The organism is Streptomyces sp. NBC_01217 (assembly GCF_035994185.1).
In the GTDB taxonomy this organism is placed as follows: domain Bacteria; phylum Actinomycetota; class Actinomycetes; order Streptomycetales; family Streptomycetaceae; genus Streptomyces.
This window is the reverse complement of the sequence record NZ_CP108538.1, coordinates 1,565,475-1,582,295: the sequence shown is the minus strand read 5'-3', so window position 1 is coordinate 1,582,295 and position 16,821 is coordinate 1,565,475. Positions and strand designations below refer to the sequence as shown.

The window sequence follows — 16,821 nt, the reverse complement described above, 5'->3', positions numbered from 1 at the left end:
AGCACGCATCGACTACGCGAGGAGTACCTCCGCCATGTCCGTCAATGCACCGCCCCCAGCCGCGTCCTCCGCTTCGTCCCGTCGTACTGTGCTGCGGGCTTCGGGTCTGGCCGGTCTGGTCATGGCCGGTTCGGCCGTGGCCACCGCCCCGGCGCAGGCCGCACCCACGCACACAGGCGATGTCCTGCGCGTCGGCACGGTCACGGAACTGCGCGCACTGAACACCAAGCCCCTCGACGACGGCACCCAGGTCCTGGTCGCCGGATACCACACCCCGGGCGACGGCGGCGCGATGGCCGTGCGCTGGGACCGCACATCCCACACCGCACACAACGGCGGAACCGTCATCGCACCCACCACGGCCAAGACCGGCCGCTGGCTCCAACTCCACACCGGAACCCTCGACTTCCGCACCTTCGGCCACTTCGACGCGGAACAACCCGCCGACGCCGCCCTCGACGCCATGATCGCCGACACCGACGTCCACCGCATCGAAGCCCACACCGACCTCCTGTTCACCAAACGCCACCTCTTCAACCGCTCCCACATCGAACTCGACTTCGGCGGCCACCGCATACTCACCGAAGGCATCGAGAAGAACACCCACGACAACCCCTTCGGCGCCGTACTCTCCTTCCGCGGCACCCCCACCGACACCACCGTCAAACACGCGCTCTGCGCCAAGGTCATCGAGCTCACCGACACCTTCCCGGTACCCGACGCCAAGGCGTTCGAGGTCGGCCAGTGGTGGGCCGTGCAGGTCGACCCGGTCGAGGGCGGCGGCGGAGACGAACGCGAGCTGCAGAAGCTGGTCGAGATCACCGAGATCATCGACGCGGACCACATCCGGATCGGCTACCTCAACGGCTGGGAACTCGCCGCGGGCCGCACCCTCACCTGGACCCTCATCGATCCGGTCCAGGGCACCCACATCCGCAATCTGGTCTTCGAGGGCGCGGGCCCCGACGAGTACACGGGCTCCCACCCCGTCAGCTTCGAGTACGCCGTCGGCTGCGACGTCTCCAAAATCCACGCCACCGGCTCCTTCTGGCCGGTCATCATGCGCCGCTGGTGCACCCGGTTCCGTACCGAGGAGTGCTCGCTGAAGAACCCGCCCACCGTCGATTACGGCGGCGCGGGCTATCTCACCCAGCAGATCTACTGTCTGTACGGGAGGGTCTCGGACTGCACGACCAGCAACGTCCGCCATCTCAACGACCTCACCGCCTCCGCCTACTGCACCGTCGTGAACTGCCACGGCGACGGCGACGACGCGGGCGGCAACCCCTTCACGACACACGGCCAGTACGAACACGATTTGCTCTTCGACGGCAACTCCGGACTGATGGACATAGCCAACTCCGGTGCGCAGTGGGGGATCTCCGCGAAGCGGATCACCGTACGCAGACATGTCTGCTCCTGGTTCACCGCCAACACCAAGATCACCGACCTGACTCTCGAAGACATCACGGTGATCGCACGCCCCACCTTCGACCAGGCCGGCACCCTCACCGTCAACGCAGACGGCGCCCAGGTGCGCGGCTGCACCGCGAAGACCTTCGCCGTCGCCCAGCGCTCCGCCCGCTCCACCCGGCCGACCACCATCAGCGACTGCTCCTTCGAGCCGCCCGCGGGCGCCGTCCTCGTCCAGACCCCGGTCACCGCACCCGTCCACTTCGTGCGCTGCACCTTCAAGGGCGTCGACGGCGCGATCCTGCGCGGCGCGGGGCCCGTCCACTTCACCGACTGCACCGTCACCGGCACCGGGAACGCGGCCCCGCTCTCGGTCGGATCGGCGGATCTGCGGATCGACGGCGGCAGTTACGACAACACCGGTATCGAACTGAGCGCCGTGCGCGACCAGCGGATCACCGTCACCGGCGGCGCCCGCCTCACCGGCGCCAACAAGGCCAAGGCGCTGCTCGCCCGGGCGCCCGGACCAGGGAAGGTGACCTGGGACATCACCGCGCTCAGCAGCGCCGCCTCCGGGCCGGACACCGCCCATGTACGCATCGCCGACGGCACGAACCACTACGCGGCGACCGGCAGCCGCTTCACCGGCGGCACGCTCCACCTCGCCCCGGACGCCCTGGCCTCGGTCCTGCACACCGCATGCGTGGAGGACGGTACGAAGCGCACCGCGATGCCCGCGAACGGCGACTCGGTGCGCACGGACGGGAACCTGATCCTGTGACCACCGTCATCAGGACCGCGACCCCGGCCGACGATCCGGCCCTGGCCGCCCTGTGGCAGCGGTGCTTCGACGCCCCGCACATCACCCGCCTTCACGCCCTGGACCCGGACCGCCATCGCCACACGTTCGTGGCGCACAACGGTCCGGGGGACGGGATCGACGCGGTCGTCGTCTACGTACCGCGGCTGATCCGTGACGCGCACGGCACCCCGCAGCGGGTCGGCGGCATCGGCAGCGTCGCCACCCGCCCCGAGGCCCGGGGCCGGGGGCTGGTCCGGCGGCTGCTGGCGGAGGCGGAGCGCACCATGATGGCCGAGCAGTGCGCCTGGTCCCTGCTGTTCACCGGGACGCCCGGGGTCTACCGGGGCTCGGGATGGCGGGAGTTCGGCAGCAGCCACACCGAGGGAATGCTCACGCCGCCTGCCGCGCCCGGGGCGTTCCGGGTCCGTGCGGCCATGGCGGAGGACGCTGTGGAGGTGGCCGCCCTGCACCACACGTACAACGCGAACAGGCCGCTCACCTCGTTGCGGGCGCCCGAGGACTGGGCGGTACGGGTTCCCGCCTGGTACGGCGGCCCCGACCGGTGGCTCGTGGCGGAGGACCGGGGATCGGGGGCGGTCGTCGGCTGGATCGTGGCCCAGTACGAAGGGGAGTGCGTGGAGGTACGGGAATGCGCGGGCGCTCCCGGGTGTCTGGGCGAGCTGTTCGCCGCCGTCGGGGAACTGGGCCGGGCAGCGGGACTGAGCCGGGCCCGGGTCCGGATTCCCGACGGCCCCGGGGTCCGGGCGGCCCTTCCGGCCCTGCTGGCGGATTTCCGGACGGTGGAGGAGCACGTGGGCATGGCACGCCCGCTGCATGCCACCGCCGAATCCGTCCGGGCCACGGTCACGGCGCCAGGTGCGGTCCACTGGTACGGCGACTGCTTCTAGGAAGGGCGCTGTCAGCGGTACGGAGTGAGCAGACAGCGCCCCACCAGCCCGGCCCCCGCGTCCAGCCGCTTTCTGAATTCCTCGGCGAGCAGCGGCACATCGCGCAGCCGCCACAGGACGAGGGCCACCGTCGAGCCGGACTCACCATGGGGCGGACGGAAACCCAGTGGTGGTGGCGCAGAGCGCGAAAACGGGTTCGCGGCGCCTACCGGAGGCGATCGGCTTGGCGGCGGATGTCCCGTCTCAAGAGGAACGGCCAAGAGTTGTGGTTCGGGCTCCCTCACGGATCCGGGATATCGGCAGGTGTCTATGGGCGCTGGGACGGGACCGGTGGGAGCGTGGGCCAGCGGGCGAGCATCCGGCGGCGCATGTCCGTGCTGAGTCTGCTCAGGCCGCTCAGGTCGGCGCGGTCGGCAGTCATCCGGCCGACGACACCGAGCCGGTGGACAAGCCGTTGCCGGGCGGTCGCGGTGCCCCACTTCCAGTCCCGGTCCGGGATCCGGGCCAGGTGGTCAGTGGTTCCGCGGCGGGCCCTCTCGACCAGCGCGTCGCCTCGTAGCAGCCAGCCGGCGCACGCGTCGGCGAGGTCGCCGTGGAGTTCGGTGCCGGTCGTGGTGCGCCATGCAGTGCGGTAGGCGGCTTCTGCCCGGTCCAGCAGCGGAGCGGATGCCGCAGTGACACACCAGCACGTCGGGAAGCCGACTCGCAGGTAGGCGAGTTCCATCAGTCCGCTGCCCAATGAAGCCTGTTCGAAGTCGATGAACCTGATCCCGCTGGTGGTGTGCAGGTCATTGCCGGGACACGGATCCCCGTGGAGAAGTGCATGCCCCGATGCCTGGCCGAGCCGGTGGACGAGATCATCGAGCTCGCCGGACACGCCGGGCGCGACGGGAGCCTCCAGAGCCTCGGCCAGCCCGAGAAAGGATTCGACGTCGGTCTCGTCCGGACCCAGCCAGCGGGGAAGTGTTCCGACGTCCTCCGGACGGGCAACAGCATGCAGCCGGGCCAGTGCCGCCGCGTAGGCGACGATCCAGTCGCTGGACGGGCGTTGGTGGTCCAGATGCTCCAGGACCAGCACCCGCTCGCCGGGATCGGTGCCCAGCAGCGCGGGCACCACGGGTGCGTCGGCCCGGGCGGCGAGCCGCAGTGCGGCCACCTCGCGGGCGTACCGCTCCTCGGCGTCGGGGCCGTCGACGAACTGCTTCACCACTGCCGGTGCCCCGGCCAGCTCCACGCGCCACACACGTGAGCGCGGGCTGCTGCCCAGACGCCGCGAGCGCCTGGGGGAGCCCAGCTCTGCCCGTAACCCGTCCCCGAACGGCAGTCGCGACCACATGAACTCATCTTTCCACGCGGTCGAACAACTCCGCGGCCGCGGCGGGCAACTGGTGGCCGTTCACACCGCGGTTGCTTGCAGGCGTTCGACCAGGATCCCGCGCTCGAAGCGGTCGAGTACGGCGAGCGGCTGTTACGTGCCACCGAGCCCTGAGCGTTGTGCCGTTGAATGTTGAGCGGCCCACGGGTCAGAGGCCGAAGGCGCCGATGTGGCCCCCTCGGGCAGGAACGTGGCATCGAACGCGGTGGCCGCGGCCAAGGCCAGGATCGCGGCGAAACCGAGGTACTGGCCGAGCACGATCTTGCGGGTGGACCCATGGTGCCCACCACCTCGGGCGAAGAGCAGCGCCAGGATCAGGATGTCGCGGCGGCAGACGATCCGTGACCGAGTGCCGTAGTCGGCCGGCCCGCCGTTGCCTGTGTCGCCCAGCCCACCTACCGCGTCCTCGCTGCCCGAGGGCCCGCGCCCCGACGGCAGGCCGACTCGGGACGTGGCGTACCTCGACTTGATAGGCAAGTGAGCATTTGCCTATCCTGTGGTCGTGGCCGACGACCTTTTCAAAGCCTTGGCCGACCCCACCCGCCGTACCATCCTCGACGAGCTCACGGAGAAGTCCGGACAGACACTGTTCGAGATCTGCTCGCGACTGAGCATGAAGCATCAGCTCGGTATCTCGCGCCAGGCGGTCTCCCAGCACCTCGCCGTGCTGGAGGCCGCCGGGCTCGTCGAGACCAGGCGGGAGGGCCGCTACAAGTTCCACGACCTGAACACGGCCCCGCTGCGGCAGATCGCCGAGCGCTGGCCCGTGCCCGACGCATCCGGACCGAAGGAGAGCACCCCATGAAGATCCATCTGACCAGCGTCTTCGTCGACGACCAGGCCAAGGCCCTGCACTTCTACACCGAGATCCTCGGCTTCGTGAAGAAGTACGACGTCCCGATCGGCGAGAAGGACCGGTGGCTGACCGTCGTCTCGCCCGACGAGCCCGGTGGCACCGAACTCCTCCTGGAGCCCGCCGGCCACCCGGCCGTCACGCCCTACCGCGACGCGCTCGTCAAGGACGGCATCCCGCTCGCCCAGTTCGCCGTCGACGACGTGAAGGCGGAGTACGAGCGCCTGCGCGACCTCGGCGTCCGCTTCACCCAGGAGCCCCTGGAAATGGGCCCCGTCACCACCGCCGTCTTCGACGACACCTGCGGCAACCTGATCCAGATCGCGACACAGCCGCAGTAGGCGATCGGCCGCGCACGGGCCCGGTCGCCGGTGACCGGACCCTCGCCCTGGAATTCGCCCGCGTCGTGGGCATGACTCCGGAGTTCCTCGAAACCCTCTCGGCCGGCATCGGGACGGTGGCCGCGAACAGTGGCTCGGGCAGCCCTAGCCGTGCAGCCAGATTCGCAGCGGACCGACCGGCTCGAAGCCATGCCGGACGGCGGCCGCCAGGTCATCGCCGCCGTGCTCGTAGCCGACCACCGGCAGGGTTGGGAACAGCCGGTGCACCGCGTCCAGTACGACCGGCCAGGCCGCGTCGGGGCCGCCCTCCAGCGCGAAGACATTGGAGATTCCGACCACCTGGTCGCTGTGGCTCGCCACCGCTCCGGCAATCACCCGGCCGCCAGGGGACTGTCCGGCGAGCACGAAGGTGGCCGGGTCGTCGAGCAGTTCGGGCCGGAAGAGGTCCGCATTGCCGTTCCCGTCGTCCCAAGCGTGCGCCCAGGCGCGCAACGTGTCCGGGTCGCCCGCCACGTCCCAGGCAAGATCCGAAGTGATGGCGGGCGCACTCGCCGGGCGATGGATCCACTGTGCCTCGAACAGCACCTGGAAACCGGCCTCCGACAGGTCGAGGTCGGCGAAGCTGTCCTTGACGGAGGCGCCGGGCGTCGTGGTGTCGATCCGGGTAGCCAGAGCGGCCGAGTCGGCGTCCGGCACCAGCGTCACCGCGTCGGGGTAGTACAGCGGTGTGCGAGCCGGGGCAGTCCAGTCCTGTGCCCCGAACTCGCCCGCCAAACCGTGCGATCGGCTCATCGCCGCGCACCACTCGGCGTTGTTGCGGGCGGCCGCTCGGACCAGAAACTGCTTCGGCGTCGTCACGATTGCGGATCATGGCCCGTCCGGGCCCGGCCGTCCAACGGTTTTCCGCTGCTCACAGGACGGACGCTCCGCCCGAAGGCCCATCGGCCGACTCCTGGGGAATCACGTGACCGCAGCCGCGGGGGAACAACGGGCTCTGTCGCAGATCTTGTGAGGCGGGGCAGATACAGTCGCCGAGCACAGTGAGAGGTGCGTGGCGGTGGGATCAACGGGGTTGTGGGTGGTTGGTGTCATCCCTGATGAGGAGGCCGGGGCGCTGCCGGATCGATTCATCCATCTTGTGCAGCCGGGCGACCGGGCCAGGTCGCCCGGTTACGGCGAGACGCTCGCCCGGTGGTCCAATGGTGGTGACCGGGAGCCCTTCTTCGAGCATCCCGTGGAACCCGTCGGGCCCTTGACGCCCACGCCTGCCGCTCAGCGATTCGCGGACTTCGTCCACAACGCGAACGCGGCCACCGACGCTGCGGACGGCGACGCTGCCGCCGACGCGGCGATCGACACGCTGTTGCGAATGAACGACTCGGTCGTGGCCATCGCCGTGCGTCGCCGGACGCGGGCCGACGAGACCGGACGCTGCGCCGTGCTGTATCCGGCGATCGCCGAGGCGGCGAGCCGGGTGGGCGCGAAGGCGGTCGGGCTGATCGACGTGGGCTGTTCGGCCGGGCTCAATCTCAATGTCGATCGCGTTGGCATCACGTACAGCGACGGACATTCGCTGGGCGACCCGTCATCGCCCGTGCAACTGTCGTCTTCGATCGTGGGAGACCGGCCCGTCCCGACGCGGGCGATGCCCGAGGTCGTCGCCCGGGTCGGCGTCGACCTCGATCCGGTCGACGTGACCGACGCGGATGACGCCCGATGGTTGCGTGCCTGCCTGTGGCCGGATCAGCCGGATCAGCCGGATCAGCCGGAGCGGGCCGCGAGGCTCGAAGCGGAGATGGCGTTGGCGGCGACGGCCCCTCCGCTTCTGTTGCGAGGAGACGCCGTCGAGGTGCTGCCCGAAGCTTTCGCCCGTGTGCCCACCGACGCCCTGCCCGTCGTCACCACGACATGGGCGCTGTCACGCTTCCCGCTCGAGAGCCGCCTGCGCTTCCTGCACCGCCTCGACGAAGCGGCGGCCGGCCGGGCGGTGGCTTGGGTGTCAGCGGAGGGAGTCGGAGTCGCGCCGACGATACCGACACTTGGCGATCGCCGCGCCTCTGGTCACAGCATCATCGGCCTGGCGGTGTTCGACAGGCCGGCTCTGCGCTCCGAAGCCATTGGCCACTGCTGGTCGCAGGGCCGCATGCTGGCTTGGCTGGCAGACTCCTAGTAGGGCTTTGTTAGGTCCTGTGGTGGGGGTCGGGTGTCGGTGCGGGTTGGCCGCATATCGAGCAGGCGCCGGTCCAGGTGGCCAGGAGGGCCTGGAGTTCGCGGAGGACCGCGTAGAGCGTTAGGCCGGCGCAGGGGCTTTTGGGTCGAGCCGCAGGAGGGTGCAGAAGGCCTGGGCGAGGGAGGCGAGGGTGACGTGGCGGTGCCAGCCGAGGTAGTTGCGGCCCTCGAAGTGGTCCAGGCCGAGACCGTCCTTGAGCTCGCGGTAGTCGTGCTCAACTCGCCATCGGATCTTGGCGATTCGGACCAGCTCGCGCAGTGGGGTGTCGGCGGGCAGCGTTGAGAGCCAGTAGTCGGTTGGTTCGGCGCAGCCGGGTGGCCACTCGACGAGCAGCCAGCATTCGGGCAGGGAGCCGTCGGCGGCGCGGCGGATGTGTCGGTTGGCCGGGCGGACCCGCAGGGGCAGGAATTTCGAGCGCATGTCGGCGTTCGGGTTGTGCTTGGTGGCCTTGCTGCCCTGGCGCCAGGTGACGGTGCGGGTGGCTGCTTGTCCGGCCGCCAGGGCCAGCTCGCGCAGGGTGGTGTGCGGCTGGGGGTAGGCGGACACGGGAGGGCGGCCCTGTCCGGAGTATGGCGGGCGCTCGGGCGTGGCGTCGCCCGGGTGTGCGGTCGTGATGGCCTTGACCGCGACGGCGTAGGTCAGGCCGCGCTCGGTCAGGCCCTCGCGAAAGCCGGTGGCGTCGCCGTATCCGGCGTCGGCGACGACCGGCAGGTCGGGCAACTCCCAGTCTTCGCGGACCTCGTCGAGCATGTCCAGGGCCAGGCGCCACTTCTCCCGGTGCCGTGCCGCGTCGGGGATGCCGGCCTTGGCCCGGCGGTGCCGGATCGCGTCAGCCAGCAGCGCATCGTCGCCGTGCTTGGTGTCGTCCCAGCTCTCGGGAAGGAACAGGCGCCAGTCGACGGCCGAGGACGCGCGGTCGGACACCAGATTCACACTGACCCCGATCTGGCAGTTGCCGCGCTTGCCCAGCGCACCGCAGTACATCCGCGCTACCCCCGGCGAGTCGTAGCCGTCCTTGGGGAAGCCCACATCGTCGATCGCGTACGCCTCGGGAGAGATGTGCGCCGCAGCCCAACGGGCCAGGCGCTCCCGAACCTTGGAGTAGTCCCAGGTTGAGGAGGAGACGAACTGCTGAAGCTGCTGGTGGTCAACCCCGAGCCGCTCGGCCATCGGCTGCATCGACTTGCGCTTACCGTCCAGCATCAGCCCGCGCAGATACATCTCGCCCTTGGCACGCTGGTCCCGACGTGCCAGCGAACCGAGCATCTCGGCCGCGAACGCCTCCAGCCGTGGACGGACCTCTTCCATCTCCTCAGGTGTCACACCTGAAAGAAGATCACAATCTATCTGACGAGGATCACTTGGGGTACCTAACAAAGCCCTACTAGCGTCCTGTCAGATTGATCCATCTTCTCTGAACCTGCCGTTGCGCGGTGGCCGAGTCAGGGAGGTTCTTGCTCGCGATTGAGCTGCAGCGTAGGCGGTGCAGCTTCTCCACGATCACGGATATTCTCTGGACGTCGGTCAACTTGCCTTTATGAGGCGCTGGTTGAAGGACCGTTGGCGCGCCGCGGGACGGCGACCCTCCTGATCGCGAACCGCACCGGTCGACTTGCGAAGGTGCCACGTTCGCGGCCACTCAGTCGAGACAGAACTCGTTGCCCTCGATGTCCTGCATCACGATGCACGACTCGTTGGTGTCATCGGCAAGCAGCGTTCGCACGTGGGTGGCGCCGAGCGCGACCAGTCGTGCGCACTCGGCCTCAAGTGTGGCCAGGCGCTCGTCCCCCACGAGCCCGGTGCCGACCCGCACGTCAAGGTGCAGCCGATTCTTGACGGCCTTGCCTTCGGGAACGCGCTGGAAGAACAGTCGTGGGCCCACACCTGAGGGATCAATGCATGCGAACGCCGAACCCTGACGCTCAGGCGGCAGCGAGCGATCGAAATCGTTCCAGGTGGCAAACCCCTTCGGCGGCGGCGGTACGACGTACCCCAACACCTCGCACCAGAAACGAGCGACGTGCTCAGGTACTGCGCAGTCGAAGGTGACTTGGATCTGCTTGATCGACGCCATCGGTCCATCATAGAGGCGGGGTCTTTCGTCGTCCCTGCGGGCCCGCCCCTGGCTGGGTCGTGGCGCTTGCGGCCAACTCTTGTCGGTGAGTGGGACGTTGAGCCGTGGAATGACGATCCTGGCTGTGTCGATGCCCACTACATTCGGGAGTGTCCACCCCGTTAGTACGATGACCCGGCAGCGCGCTCGGCGCGGCGGCGGCGGGCGATGAAGGCATCGGTGATGCGCGATCATGATCGGAATGGACACTCGTTTCCTTGGCATCGCTGAGCTGGGCGAAGCCCCGTCCGTTGCGGTCGTGGTCGACGTCATGCGTGCCTTCACCGTGGCTGCCTGGGCCTTTGCCCAGGGGGCGGAAAAGATCGTTCTTGCCGGGTCGCTGGACGAAGCCCTGGCGCTCAAGGCTTCCCATCCGGATTGGGTGGCGCTCAAAGACGGTCCGCCCGCGACCGGGTTCGACATGGTCAACTCGCCGGGTCTGCTGCGGTCTGTTGACCTTGGCGGACGGACCGTTGTGCAGAAGACCACGGCAGGCACGGTCGGTGCCCTCGCGGTCAAGGAGGCGTCACTGGTGCTGTGCGCCGGCTTCGTGGTGGCGGAGGCAACGGCTCGGCTCTTGCGGACACGCAAGAGTGACAGTGTCACGTTCGTGGTCACCGGCGACGACGGGCAGGCCGATGAAGATCTGGCGTGCGCTCAATACATCGCTCGGAGAGCCACCGGGGCTGGGACGGATGCTGCTGAGTTCCTCCGCCGCGCCGCCGAGTCGCGCGCCGCCGCCGAGCTGGCGGCGGGTGTGCGTCAAGGAGTCCATCCCGATGACGTTGCACTCTGTCTTGAGGTCGACCGGTTCCCCTTTGCCATGGCGGCGGCCTTGGAAGGCTCGCTCATGGTCCTGCGTCCGTGCATCGTGCCTTCACTGACCGACGATGCCCCGATCTGATCGCTCGTGAAGTCCGACTCTCGCCATGCGAGAGCCGACATCCAGTGGTGCAGCCGGCTTCGTCTCATGGCTGTGACGCTCGAGACGGCTGTCTATCCGCGGTCCGGACTTGGTCGAGCGGTGTCGTTCGAGGTTGTTTCCGGTTTGGTGTGGAGGACTTCGCGGGCCTGTTCGGCGGCGCGGGTGATGCTTTCGCTGATGAAGTCGAGGAAGCGGGCGATGTTCTCCAGGCGAGTGGCGGCGGGGGTGTGGGGGCCGAGGATGGCAACGCCTTGGCGTGCGGTTTCGACGAGCTGGTCGTTGGCGCGGGCGCTGGCGATCGTCGCCTGGTAGAAGAGTTCGTCGTCGACTACGTAGCGGTCGCGGCGGCGTTCGTCGCGTTCTCGGCGGACGAGGCTCTGGCTCTCCAGGAAGGCGATCGCCTTGGAGATGGACGCCGGGCTGACCTGGAGGCGCTGGGCGAGTTCGGACGCGGTGAGGCTGCCCGCGTCGGTGGTGAACAGGCAAGTCAGCACCCGGGCCGTCATCTTGGTCAGGCCCGAACCCATGAGGACGGTGGTGAACATCTCCTCGTACTCGGCCACGGCCTCGGCGTCGCGTCCATGCGGCTGGGGGACCGACTCCGGCCCTCGGGAGGGGGCGGGCCTGCGCCGGTGGGCACGGCGTTCGGTCGCGCGGTGGGCCAGGTCGGCGCGGTAGGCGGTGGGACCGCCGTTGCGCATCACCTCACGCGTGATCGTGGAGGTCGGCCGGTCCAGGCGTCGGGCGATCTCGGCGTAGGGGAGGCTGTCGGACAGCCCCAGCGCGATCTGCTGGCGTTCCTGCTGGGTGAGCCTGCCTCCCGGCATCGCGATCTCCTCGGTGATCCTTCGTGGCGGTACCTGATCCCCTCACTATAGCGTTCACTTTTCCTCCATTGCAATGATCGAAGTGGCCATCGTTGCGTTATGCCCAAGGTTGTTGCAACAGTTTATTGACCTCTACCTGCATGAATGCCCATTCTGTGCAACGAGTACGTTGTCGGATTTTGGAAAGCAACGTAGCGTTTCCAGTGTCAGAAACAACGAACGAGTACGGGAGAGCACGATGCAGAAGTTCGACACCCCCGCCCCGATCTCCGCCGTCCTGGACATCCCCGCCGGGCGCATCCAGTTCATTGCCGCGGACCGCGCCGACACCACCGTCGAGGTCCTGCCCGCCAGCCCCTCCAAGAGCCGCGACACCAAGACCGCCGAGCAGACCACCGTCGCCTACGCCGACGGCGTCCTGCGGATCACGGCCCCGACCCCCGGCAACCAGCTCTTCGGCCCTTGCGGATCCCTGGAGATCACCGTCCAACTGCCCGCCGGCTCCCGCGTCGAGGCCAAGGCCACCGGCGCCGAGCTCCGCGGCGTCGGACGCCTCGGCGACATCGCCTTCGAAGGCGCGTACCGCCAGATCAAGATCGACGAGGCCGCGAGCGTCCGCCTCACTGCGATCGACGGCGACGTCGAGGTCGGCCGGCTGGGCGGCCCCGCGGAGATCAGCACCGCAAGGGGCGACATCCGGATCACCGAGGCCGTGCGCGGCACGGTCGTGCTCCGCACCCGGTCCGGCAACATTTCGGTCGTCGCCGCCGCCGGCGTCTCGGCCGCTCTGGACGCCGGCACCGACTACGGCCGGGTCAGCAACGCCCTCATGAACGACGGCACCGCCGAACTCGACATCCGCGCCACCACCGCCCGCGGCGACATCACCGCCCGCAGCCTCTGATCGAGCAGAACCAGGACTGTCCGGCCGGGCCCACCGCGATCGAGACCAGGAGGAACACATGACGAAGAACAGCACTTCCTCGACCGGCTCGAAGTGGACCGGCATGGTGCCGGTCGACGATACGGCGCTGGCCGTCACCGATACCGGCGGTCCCGGTATCCCCGTGGTCTACCTCAACGGCCAGTTCGCCACCCAGGGGTACTGGCGGCGGGTCATCGCCGAACTGGGGACGGGGTGGCGGCACATCACCTACGACGAGCGGGCCCGTGGTGGATCGAAGCGTTCGGCGGACTATCCCTTCGAGGCAGCCGTCCGGGACGTCGATGCCGTTCTCGCGGCCAGGGGTGTGGACCGGGCGCTGCTGGTGGGCTGGTCCTACGGGGCGTTCGTCGGGGCGCACTGGGCCGGCCGGAATCCGGAGCGTGCCCTGGGCGCGGTCCTGGTCGACGGAGCGTTCCCGTACGACTGGCTGGATGAGGCCATGGAACAGCGGATCCGGAAGCTGTTCAGGCGGATGAGCTGGTTCCTGCCGCTGCTGCGGCCGACGGGCCTGGCCCCGCGGATGAGCGCCGAGCAGCAGGCGAACAGCAACATCGAGCTCGGCAGGCTCTCCCGCGAGCGCGAGCTGGGACCGGTGCTGGACAACATCACCGTCCCGGTGCGGTATGTGGTCGCTTCGGGGACGTCTTTCGGAAGCCGCGGTGATGAGCAGGAACGGATACGCACCGGACTCGATGCGGTGACCGCCCGCAACCCGAACATCCAGATCGGTGCGAAGGTCGCCAGCAACCACGGTGCGATTCTCAAGAAGGACTTCCCGGCCATTGCCGAGGCCGTACGAGAGGTTGCCGCCCTCGACCACGGGGGGCGCTGAAGACACGACCGGCGGACTGGCGGGAACGACTCGTCCTCGCCGGGGTGACGAAGATCTTGTCCGCTGCCGCCAGGACGGTGGAGGGGTCTTCTTCGGCGGAGATCGCCGGTAGCGCACCTGCTCGGCACTCGATTTGTTTACCGCGAGCCCACCCCGCGCCGTCTCCTCGTACTTCACGTTCGGTCGGACGGGGCGCCTGGGATCAAGATCCGCCCAGGCCTCGGTCATACCCCGGATTATCCGATTCGAGGAGTGGTGGCTCGTGCGTCATGTGGGCAGGAGCCATGACACGCAGGGCGTGATATCCGACGACCACGATCAACGTTCCCAACGCGATACCGCTGAGCTGGAAGTTGTCCGTGAGCGTCAGGCCGACATTGCCGATACCGATGATGAGGCCCGCGGCCACGGGTACGAGGTGCAGCGGGTTGGTGAGGTCGACGCGTGAGCGGACCCAGATCTGCGCGCCCAGCAGGCCGATCATGCCGTAGAGGATGACTGTGATTCCGCCGAGGACGCCGCCCGGGATGCCGGCCACGACGGCACCGAACTTGGGGCAGAGCCCGAACAGGATCGCGAAGCCGGCGGCGCACCAGTATGCGGCGGTCGAGTAGACGCGCGTGGCGGCCATGACACCGATGTTCTCGGCATAGGTGGTCGTGGCGGGGCCGCCCACGGACGTCGACACCACAGTTGCCGCACCGTCGGCCATGATCGCCGTGCCGAGCTTGTCATCCAGCGGATCGCCGGTCATCTCGCCCACAGCCTTGACGTGTCCGGCGTTCTCGGCGATGAGGGCGATGACGACGGGCAGTGCGACCAGAACTGCCGAGAGGGAGAAGCTCGGGGCGTGAAAGTTCGGCAGGCCGATCCAGTCGGCTTTGGCCACACCCGAGAGGTCGAGGCGCCAGTGGTCGACCGGCTCGGCACCGCCGGCGGGGGAGTGGATCCTGCCGAAGACGCGGTCGAAGACCCAGGAGATGACGTAGCCGAAGGCCAGGCCGAGGAAAATCGCGATGCGGGACCAGAACCCGCGCAGCACGACGAGAGCGAAGCCGGTGAAGAGCATCGTGAGCAGGGCGGTCCACTGGTCCTGGGGCCAGTAGGTGCCTGCGGCGACGGGGGCCAGGTTGAACCCGATGAGCATGACCACGGCACCCGTGACCACCGGGGGCAGGATCGCGTGGATGATGCGGGCGCCGAGAGCGCGGACGACGGCCCCGCAGAGGAAGAGGACCGCGCCGACGGCGAGAAGCGCGCCGGTGAGGGTCGCGGCGTCGCCGCCCTGTGCCTTGATGACGGCGGCGACGCCGATGAAGGACAGGCTGCTGCCGAGGTAGCTGGGGATGCGGCCACGGGTCATGAGCAGGAACAGGATGGTGGCCACGCCGGATGCCATGACGGCGAGGTTGGCATCGAGGCCCATCAGGACGGGGGCGACGAAGCAGGCACCGATCATGGAGACCACGTGCTGGGCGCCGAGACCGACGGTGCGTCCCCAGGTGAGTCGTTCCTCGGGTCTCACGACCTCGCCCGGTGCGAGGCTCTTGCCGTCGCCGTGCAGCTTCCAGCCGAAGCTCGCCATGGTCTTGCTCCTTGAGGTGTTGCTGGGGTGTTGCCGGCGCCCGGCCGGTGGACCAGACGGCTTCGATCACTAGCGGAACGTGCCGATCGGAGACATGGCGACAGGGGCTGTCGCAGGATGTAGCCCCGTTCGGCGCACTCGTATGCCTCGCCCGGCCCGGTGCAAACCGCAGAAATGATCAGAGACATGCTAATGCCGGACCGCGTGGCGCTCGCGGCAGGGCCACGAGCCGCAGGCGCTCTCCGGATCCCATGCATGAATCGTGTGCGAAGCATTGTCACTCCGAACAGGCGGCCCTACGCTCACACGGTCTTGGTCATGAACATGATTCATGTACGTGATTGATGGGAGTGCTCGATGAGTGGAAGACCCCGTCGGCGCCTGGGCGCCCTCCTCACCGCCGCGGCCGCCCTGACCGCCGTGCTCGTCCCGGCCGGGGCCTCGGCCGCCGCCGCGCACGGTCACCGCCCGCCGCCCCGCGCCCCGCGGACCGTGGTCATCGACGGACACCGCATCCAGCAGACGAAGCTCCGGCTCGACCGCGGCGACCCGGCCCTGCGCACCGCCGTCCGGGCGCTGACCGCCAAGGCCGACGGCTGGCTCGGCCAGGGCCCCTGGACCGTCGTCGACAAGCCGAAGCCCGCGCCGAGCGGAGACCCGCACGACTACCTCAGCCAGGCGCCCTACTGGTGGCCCTCCCAGCCGAAGACCGCGGAGAACCCCTGGGGCTGCCCGTACGTACAGCGCGACGGCGAACGCAACCCCGAGGTCGACACCGGCACCGACCGCCCCGACATCGGCAAGGTCTTCAACTCCGTCACCACCCTCAGCCTCGCCTGGTACTACACGGGCCGGAAGCAGTACGCCGAGCACGCCTCCGACATCCTGCGCACCTGGTTCCTGGACCCCGCGACACGGATGAACCCCAACCTGAACCACGGGCAGTTCATCCCCTGCAAGTACGACGGCCGGGCGATCGGCATCATCGACTTCTCCCAGCAGTACACATCCGTACTGGACGCCGTCGCCCTGCTCGACACCGGCGCCCCCGGCTGGTCGAAGAGCGACCGGGGCGCCATGCGGGCCTGGAACGCCTCGTTCCTCGACTGGCTGGTGAACTCCGACTTCGGCAAGCAGGAATCGGCCGCCCAGAACAACCACGGCACCTTCCAGGACATGCAGATCGCCGGCCTCGCCCTCGCCACTGGGGACAAGGACCTCGCCCGCAAGGTCGTCCTGGACGCCCGCGCGCTCCGCATCGACCGGCAGATCGCCGGAGACGGAACCCAGCCGCAGGAGCTGGCACGCACCCGAAGCTGGCACTACTCGACCTTCGACCTGGTCGCCTACACCCGGCTCGCCGCCATCGGCAGGCAGGTCGGCGTGGACCTGTGGGCGTACGAAGGGCCGCAGGGGCAGAGCCTGTTCAAGGCGGTCGACTATCTGCTGCCCGCCGCGACCGGGGCCGCCCCCTGGCCCCACCCGGAGCTGGAGTTCTACCGGTACGCGGCCAGTGACATCGTCCACGCGGCCGCCGACGCCGGTGACGCCAAGGCCGAGGCGGCCGTCGTGCGGTTGGAGACACCGCCCGGCGGCGACCTGTGGGCGCTGCGGCCCGCGGCGGAACAGCTGGACTCGATCGCCGGCTGAACCGCCCGCCGCGCCCCGTGG

At 68.9% G+C, this 16,821-nt stretch carries 16 protein-coding genes and 1 pseudogene; 9 read left to right on the top strand and 8 right to left on the bottom strand.

From position 1 onward, the window contains the following. Positions 1-34: 34 nt before the first annotated feature. Together OG507_RS06775 and OG507_RS06770 are read left to right on the top strand one after the other, a co-directional pair. On the top strand, positions 35-2,194 hold the full coding sequence (locus OG507_RS06775) for a peptidase C14 (protein WP_327366229.1): 2,160 nt from the start codon (positions 35-37) through the stop codon (positions 2,192-2,194). Next, the gene (locus OG507_RS06770) at positions 2,191-3,123 is read left to right on the top strand and encodes a GNAT family N-acetyltransferase (protein ID WP_327366228.1); all 933 of its coding nucleotides are present in this window, start codon (positions 2,191-2,193) and stop codon (positions 3,121-3,123) included. Before OG507_RS06775 ends, OG507_RS06770 begins: the two co-directional genes overlap by 4 nt. 11 nt (positions 3,124-3,134) lie before the next feature. On the opposite strand, the pseudogene OG507_RS40350 reads toward OG507_RS06770, so the two are convergent. From OG507_RS40350 to OG507_RS06760, 3 genes and pseudogenes are all read right to left on the bottom strand, one after another. Continuing rightward, positions 3,135-3,248, bottom strand: a pseudogene (locus tag OG507_RS40350) (DUF5995 family protein); the annotation flags it as partial. A gap of 182 nt (positions 3,249-3,430) precedes the next feature. Continuing rightward, positions 3,431-4,459: a phosphotransferase family protein gene (locus OG507_RS06765; RefSeq protein WP_327366227.1), complete on the bottom strand. Its 1,029-nt coding sequence runs from the start codon at positions 4,457-4,459 to the stop codon at positions 3,431-3,433. Positions 4,460-4,591: 132 nt separating this feature from the next. Then, positions 4,592-4,975: a hypothetical protein gene (locus OG507_RS06760; RefSeq protein WP_327372244.1), complete on the bottom strand. Its 384-nt coding sequence runs from the start codon at positions 4,973-4,975 to the stop codon at positions 4,592-4,594. 25 nt (positions 4,976-5,000) lie between these two features. On the opposite strand from OG507_RS06760, the gene OG507_RS06755 reads away from it, so the two are divergent. Both OG507_RS06755 and OG507_RS06750 read left to right on the top strand, forming a co-directional pair. After that, a complete protein-coding gene (locus OG507_RS06755) occupies positions 5,001-5,303 on the top strand; it encodes an ArsR/SmtB family transcription factor (protein ID WP_327366226.1) in 303 nt (100 codons plus the stop codon). Further along, entirely contained in the window at positions 5,300-5,692 is a 393-nt protein-coding gene (locus tag OG507_RS06750; RefSeq protein WP_327366225.1) for a VOC family protein, read from the top strand. The genes OG507_RS06755 and OG507_RS06750 overlap by 4 nt, the downstream gene beginning before the upstream one ends. A 144-nt stretch (positions 5,693-5,836) precedes the next feature. Here OG507_RS06750 and OG507_RS06745 read toward each other — a convergent pair whose 3' ends face one another. Then, complete coding sequence (locus OG507_RS06745) at positions 5,837-6,550, bottom strand: hypothetical protein (protein ID WP_327366224.1); 714 nt, start codon at positions 6,548-6,550, stop codon at positions 5,837-5,839. A 220-nt stretch (positions 6,551-6,770) separates the two neighbouring features. On the opposite strand from OG507_RS06745, the gene OG507_RS06740 reads away from it, so the two are divergent. Beyond that, positions 6,771-7,862, top strand: a complete 1,092-nt coding sequence (locus OG507_RS06740; protein ID WP_327366223.1) for a DUF2332 domain-containing protein — start codon at positions 6,771-6,773, stop codon at positions 7,860-7,862. A 120-nt stretch (positions 7,863-7,982) separates the two neighbouring features. Here OG507_RS06740 and OG507_RS06735 read toward each other — a convergent pair whose 3' ends face one another. Both OG507_RS06735 and OG507_RS06730 read right to left on the bottom strand, forming a co-directional pair. After that, entirely contained in the window at positions 7,983-9,245 is a 1,263-nt protein-coding gene (locus OG507_RS06735; RefSeq protein WP_442810906.1) for an IS701 family transposase, read from the bottom strand. A gap of 316 nt (positions 9,246-9,561) precedes the next feature. Further along, positions 9,562-9,996 (bottom strand): VOC family protein, encoded by a 435-nt coding sequence (locus OG507_RS06730; RefSeq protein ID WP_327366222.1) that lies wholly within the window; start codon positions 9,994-9,996, stop codon positions 9,562-9,564. Positions 9,997-10,237: 241 nt separating this feature from the next. On the opposite strand from OG507_RS06730, the gene OG507_RS06725 reads away from it, so the two are divergent. Continuing rightward, on the top strand, positions 10,238-10,939 hold the full coding sequence (locus OG507_RS06725) for a 2-phosphosulfolactate phosphatase (RefSeq protein WP_327366221.1): 702 nt from the start codon (positions 10,238-10,240) through the stop codon (positions 10,937-10,939). A 92-nt stretch (positions 10,940-11,031) separates the two neighbouring features. Here OG507_RS06725 and OG507_RS40345 read toward each other — a convergent pair whose 3' ends face one another. Next, positions 11,032-11,787, bottom strand: a complete 756-nt coding sequence (locus OG507_RS40345; RefSeq protein ID WP_442810951.1) for a helix-turn-helix domain-containing protein — start codon at positions 11,785-11,787, stop codon at positions 11,032-11,034. Between the two features lie 238 nt (positions 11,788-12,025). Here OG507_RS40345 and OG507_RS06710 point away from each other — a divergent pair, with 238 nt between their 5' ends. Both OG507_RS06710 and OG507_RS06705 read left to right on the top strand, forming a co-directional pair. Then, positions 12,026-12,691 carry a DUF4097 family beta strand repeat-containing protein gene (locus OG507_RS06710; protein ID WP_327366220.1) on the top strand — a complete coding sequence of 222 codons (666 nt, stop codon included), beginning with the start codon at positions 12,026-12,028 and terminating at the stop codon, positions 12,689-12,691. Between the two features lie 58 nt (positions 12,692-12,749). Further along, a complete protein-coding gene (locus tag OG507_RS06705; protein ID WP_327366219.1) occupies positions 12,750-13,565 on the top strand; it encodes an alpha/beta fold hydrolase in 816 nt (271 codons plus the stop codon). Between the two features lie 202 nt (positions 13,566-13,767). On the opposite strand, the gene OG507_RS06700 is transcribed toward OG507_RS06705, so the two are convergent. Further along, positions 13,768-15,150, bottom strand: a complete 1,383-nt coding sequence (locus OG507_RS06700; RefSeq protein ID WP_327366218.1) for a uracil-xanthine permease family protein — start codon at positions 15,148-15,150, stop codon at positions 13,768-13,770. 357 nt (positions 15,151-15,507) lie between these two features. Between OG507_RS06700 and OG507_RS06695 the strand changes: the two genes are divergently transcribed. Beyond that, positions 15,508-16,800, top strand: a complete 1,293-nt coding sequence (locus OG507_RS06695) for an alginate lyase family protein (RefSeq protein ID WP_327366217.1) — start codon at positions 15,508-15,510, stop codon at positions 16,798-16,800. Positions 16,801-16,821 lie beyond the last annotated feature (21 nt).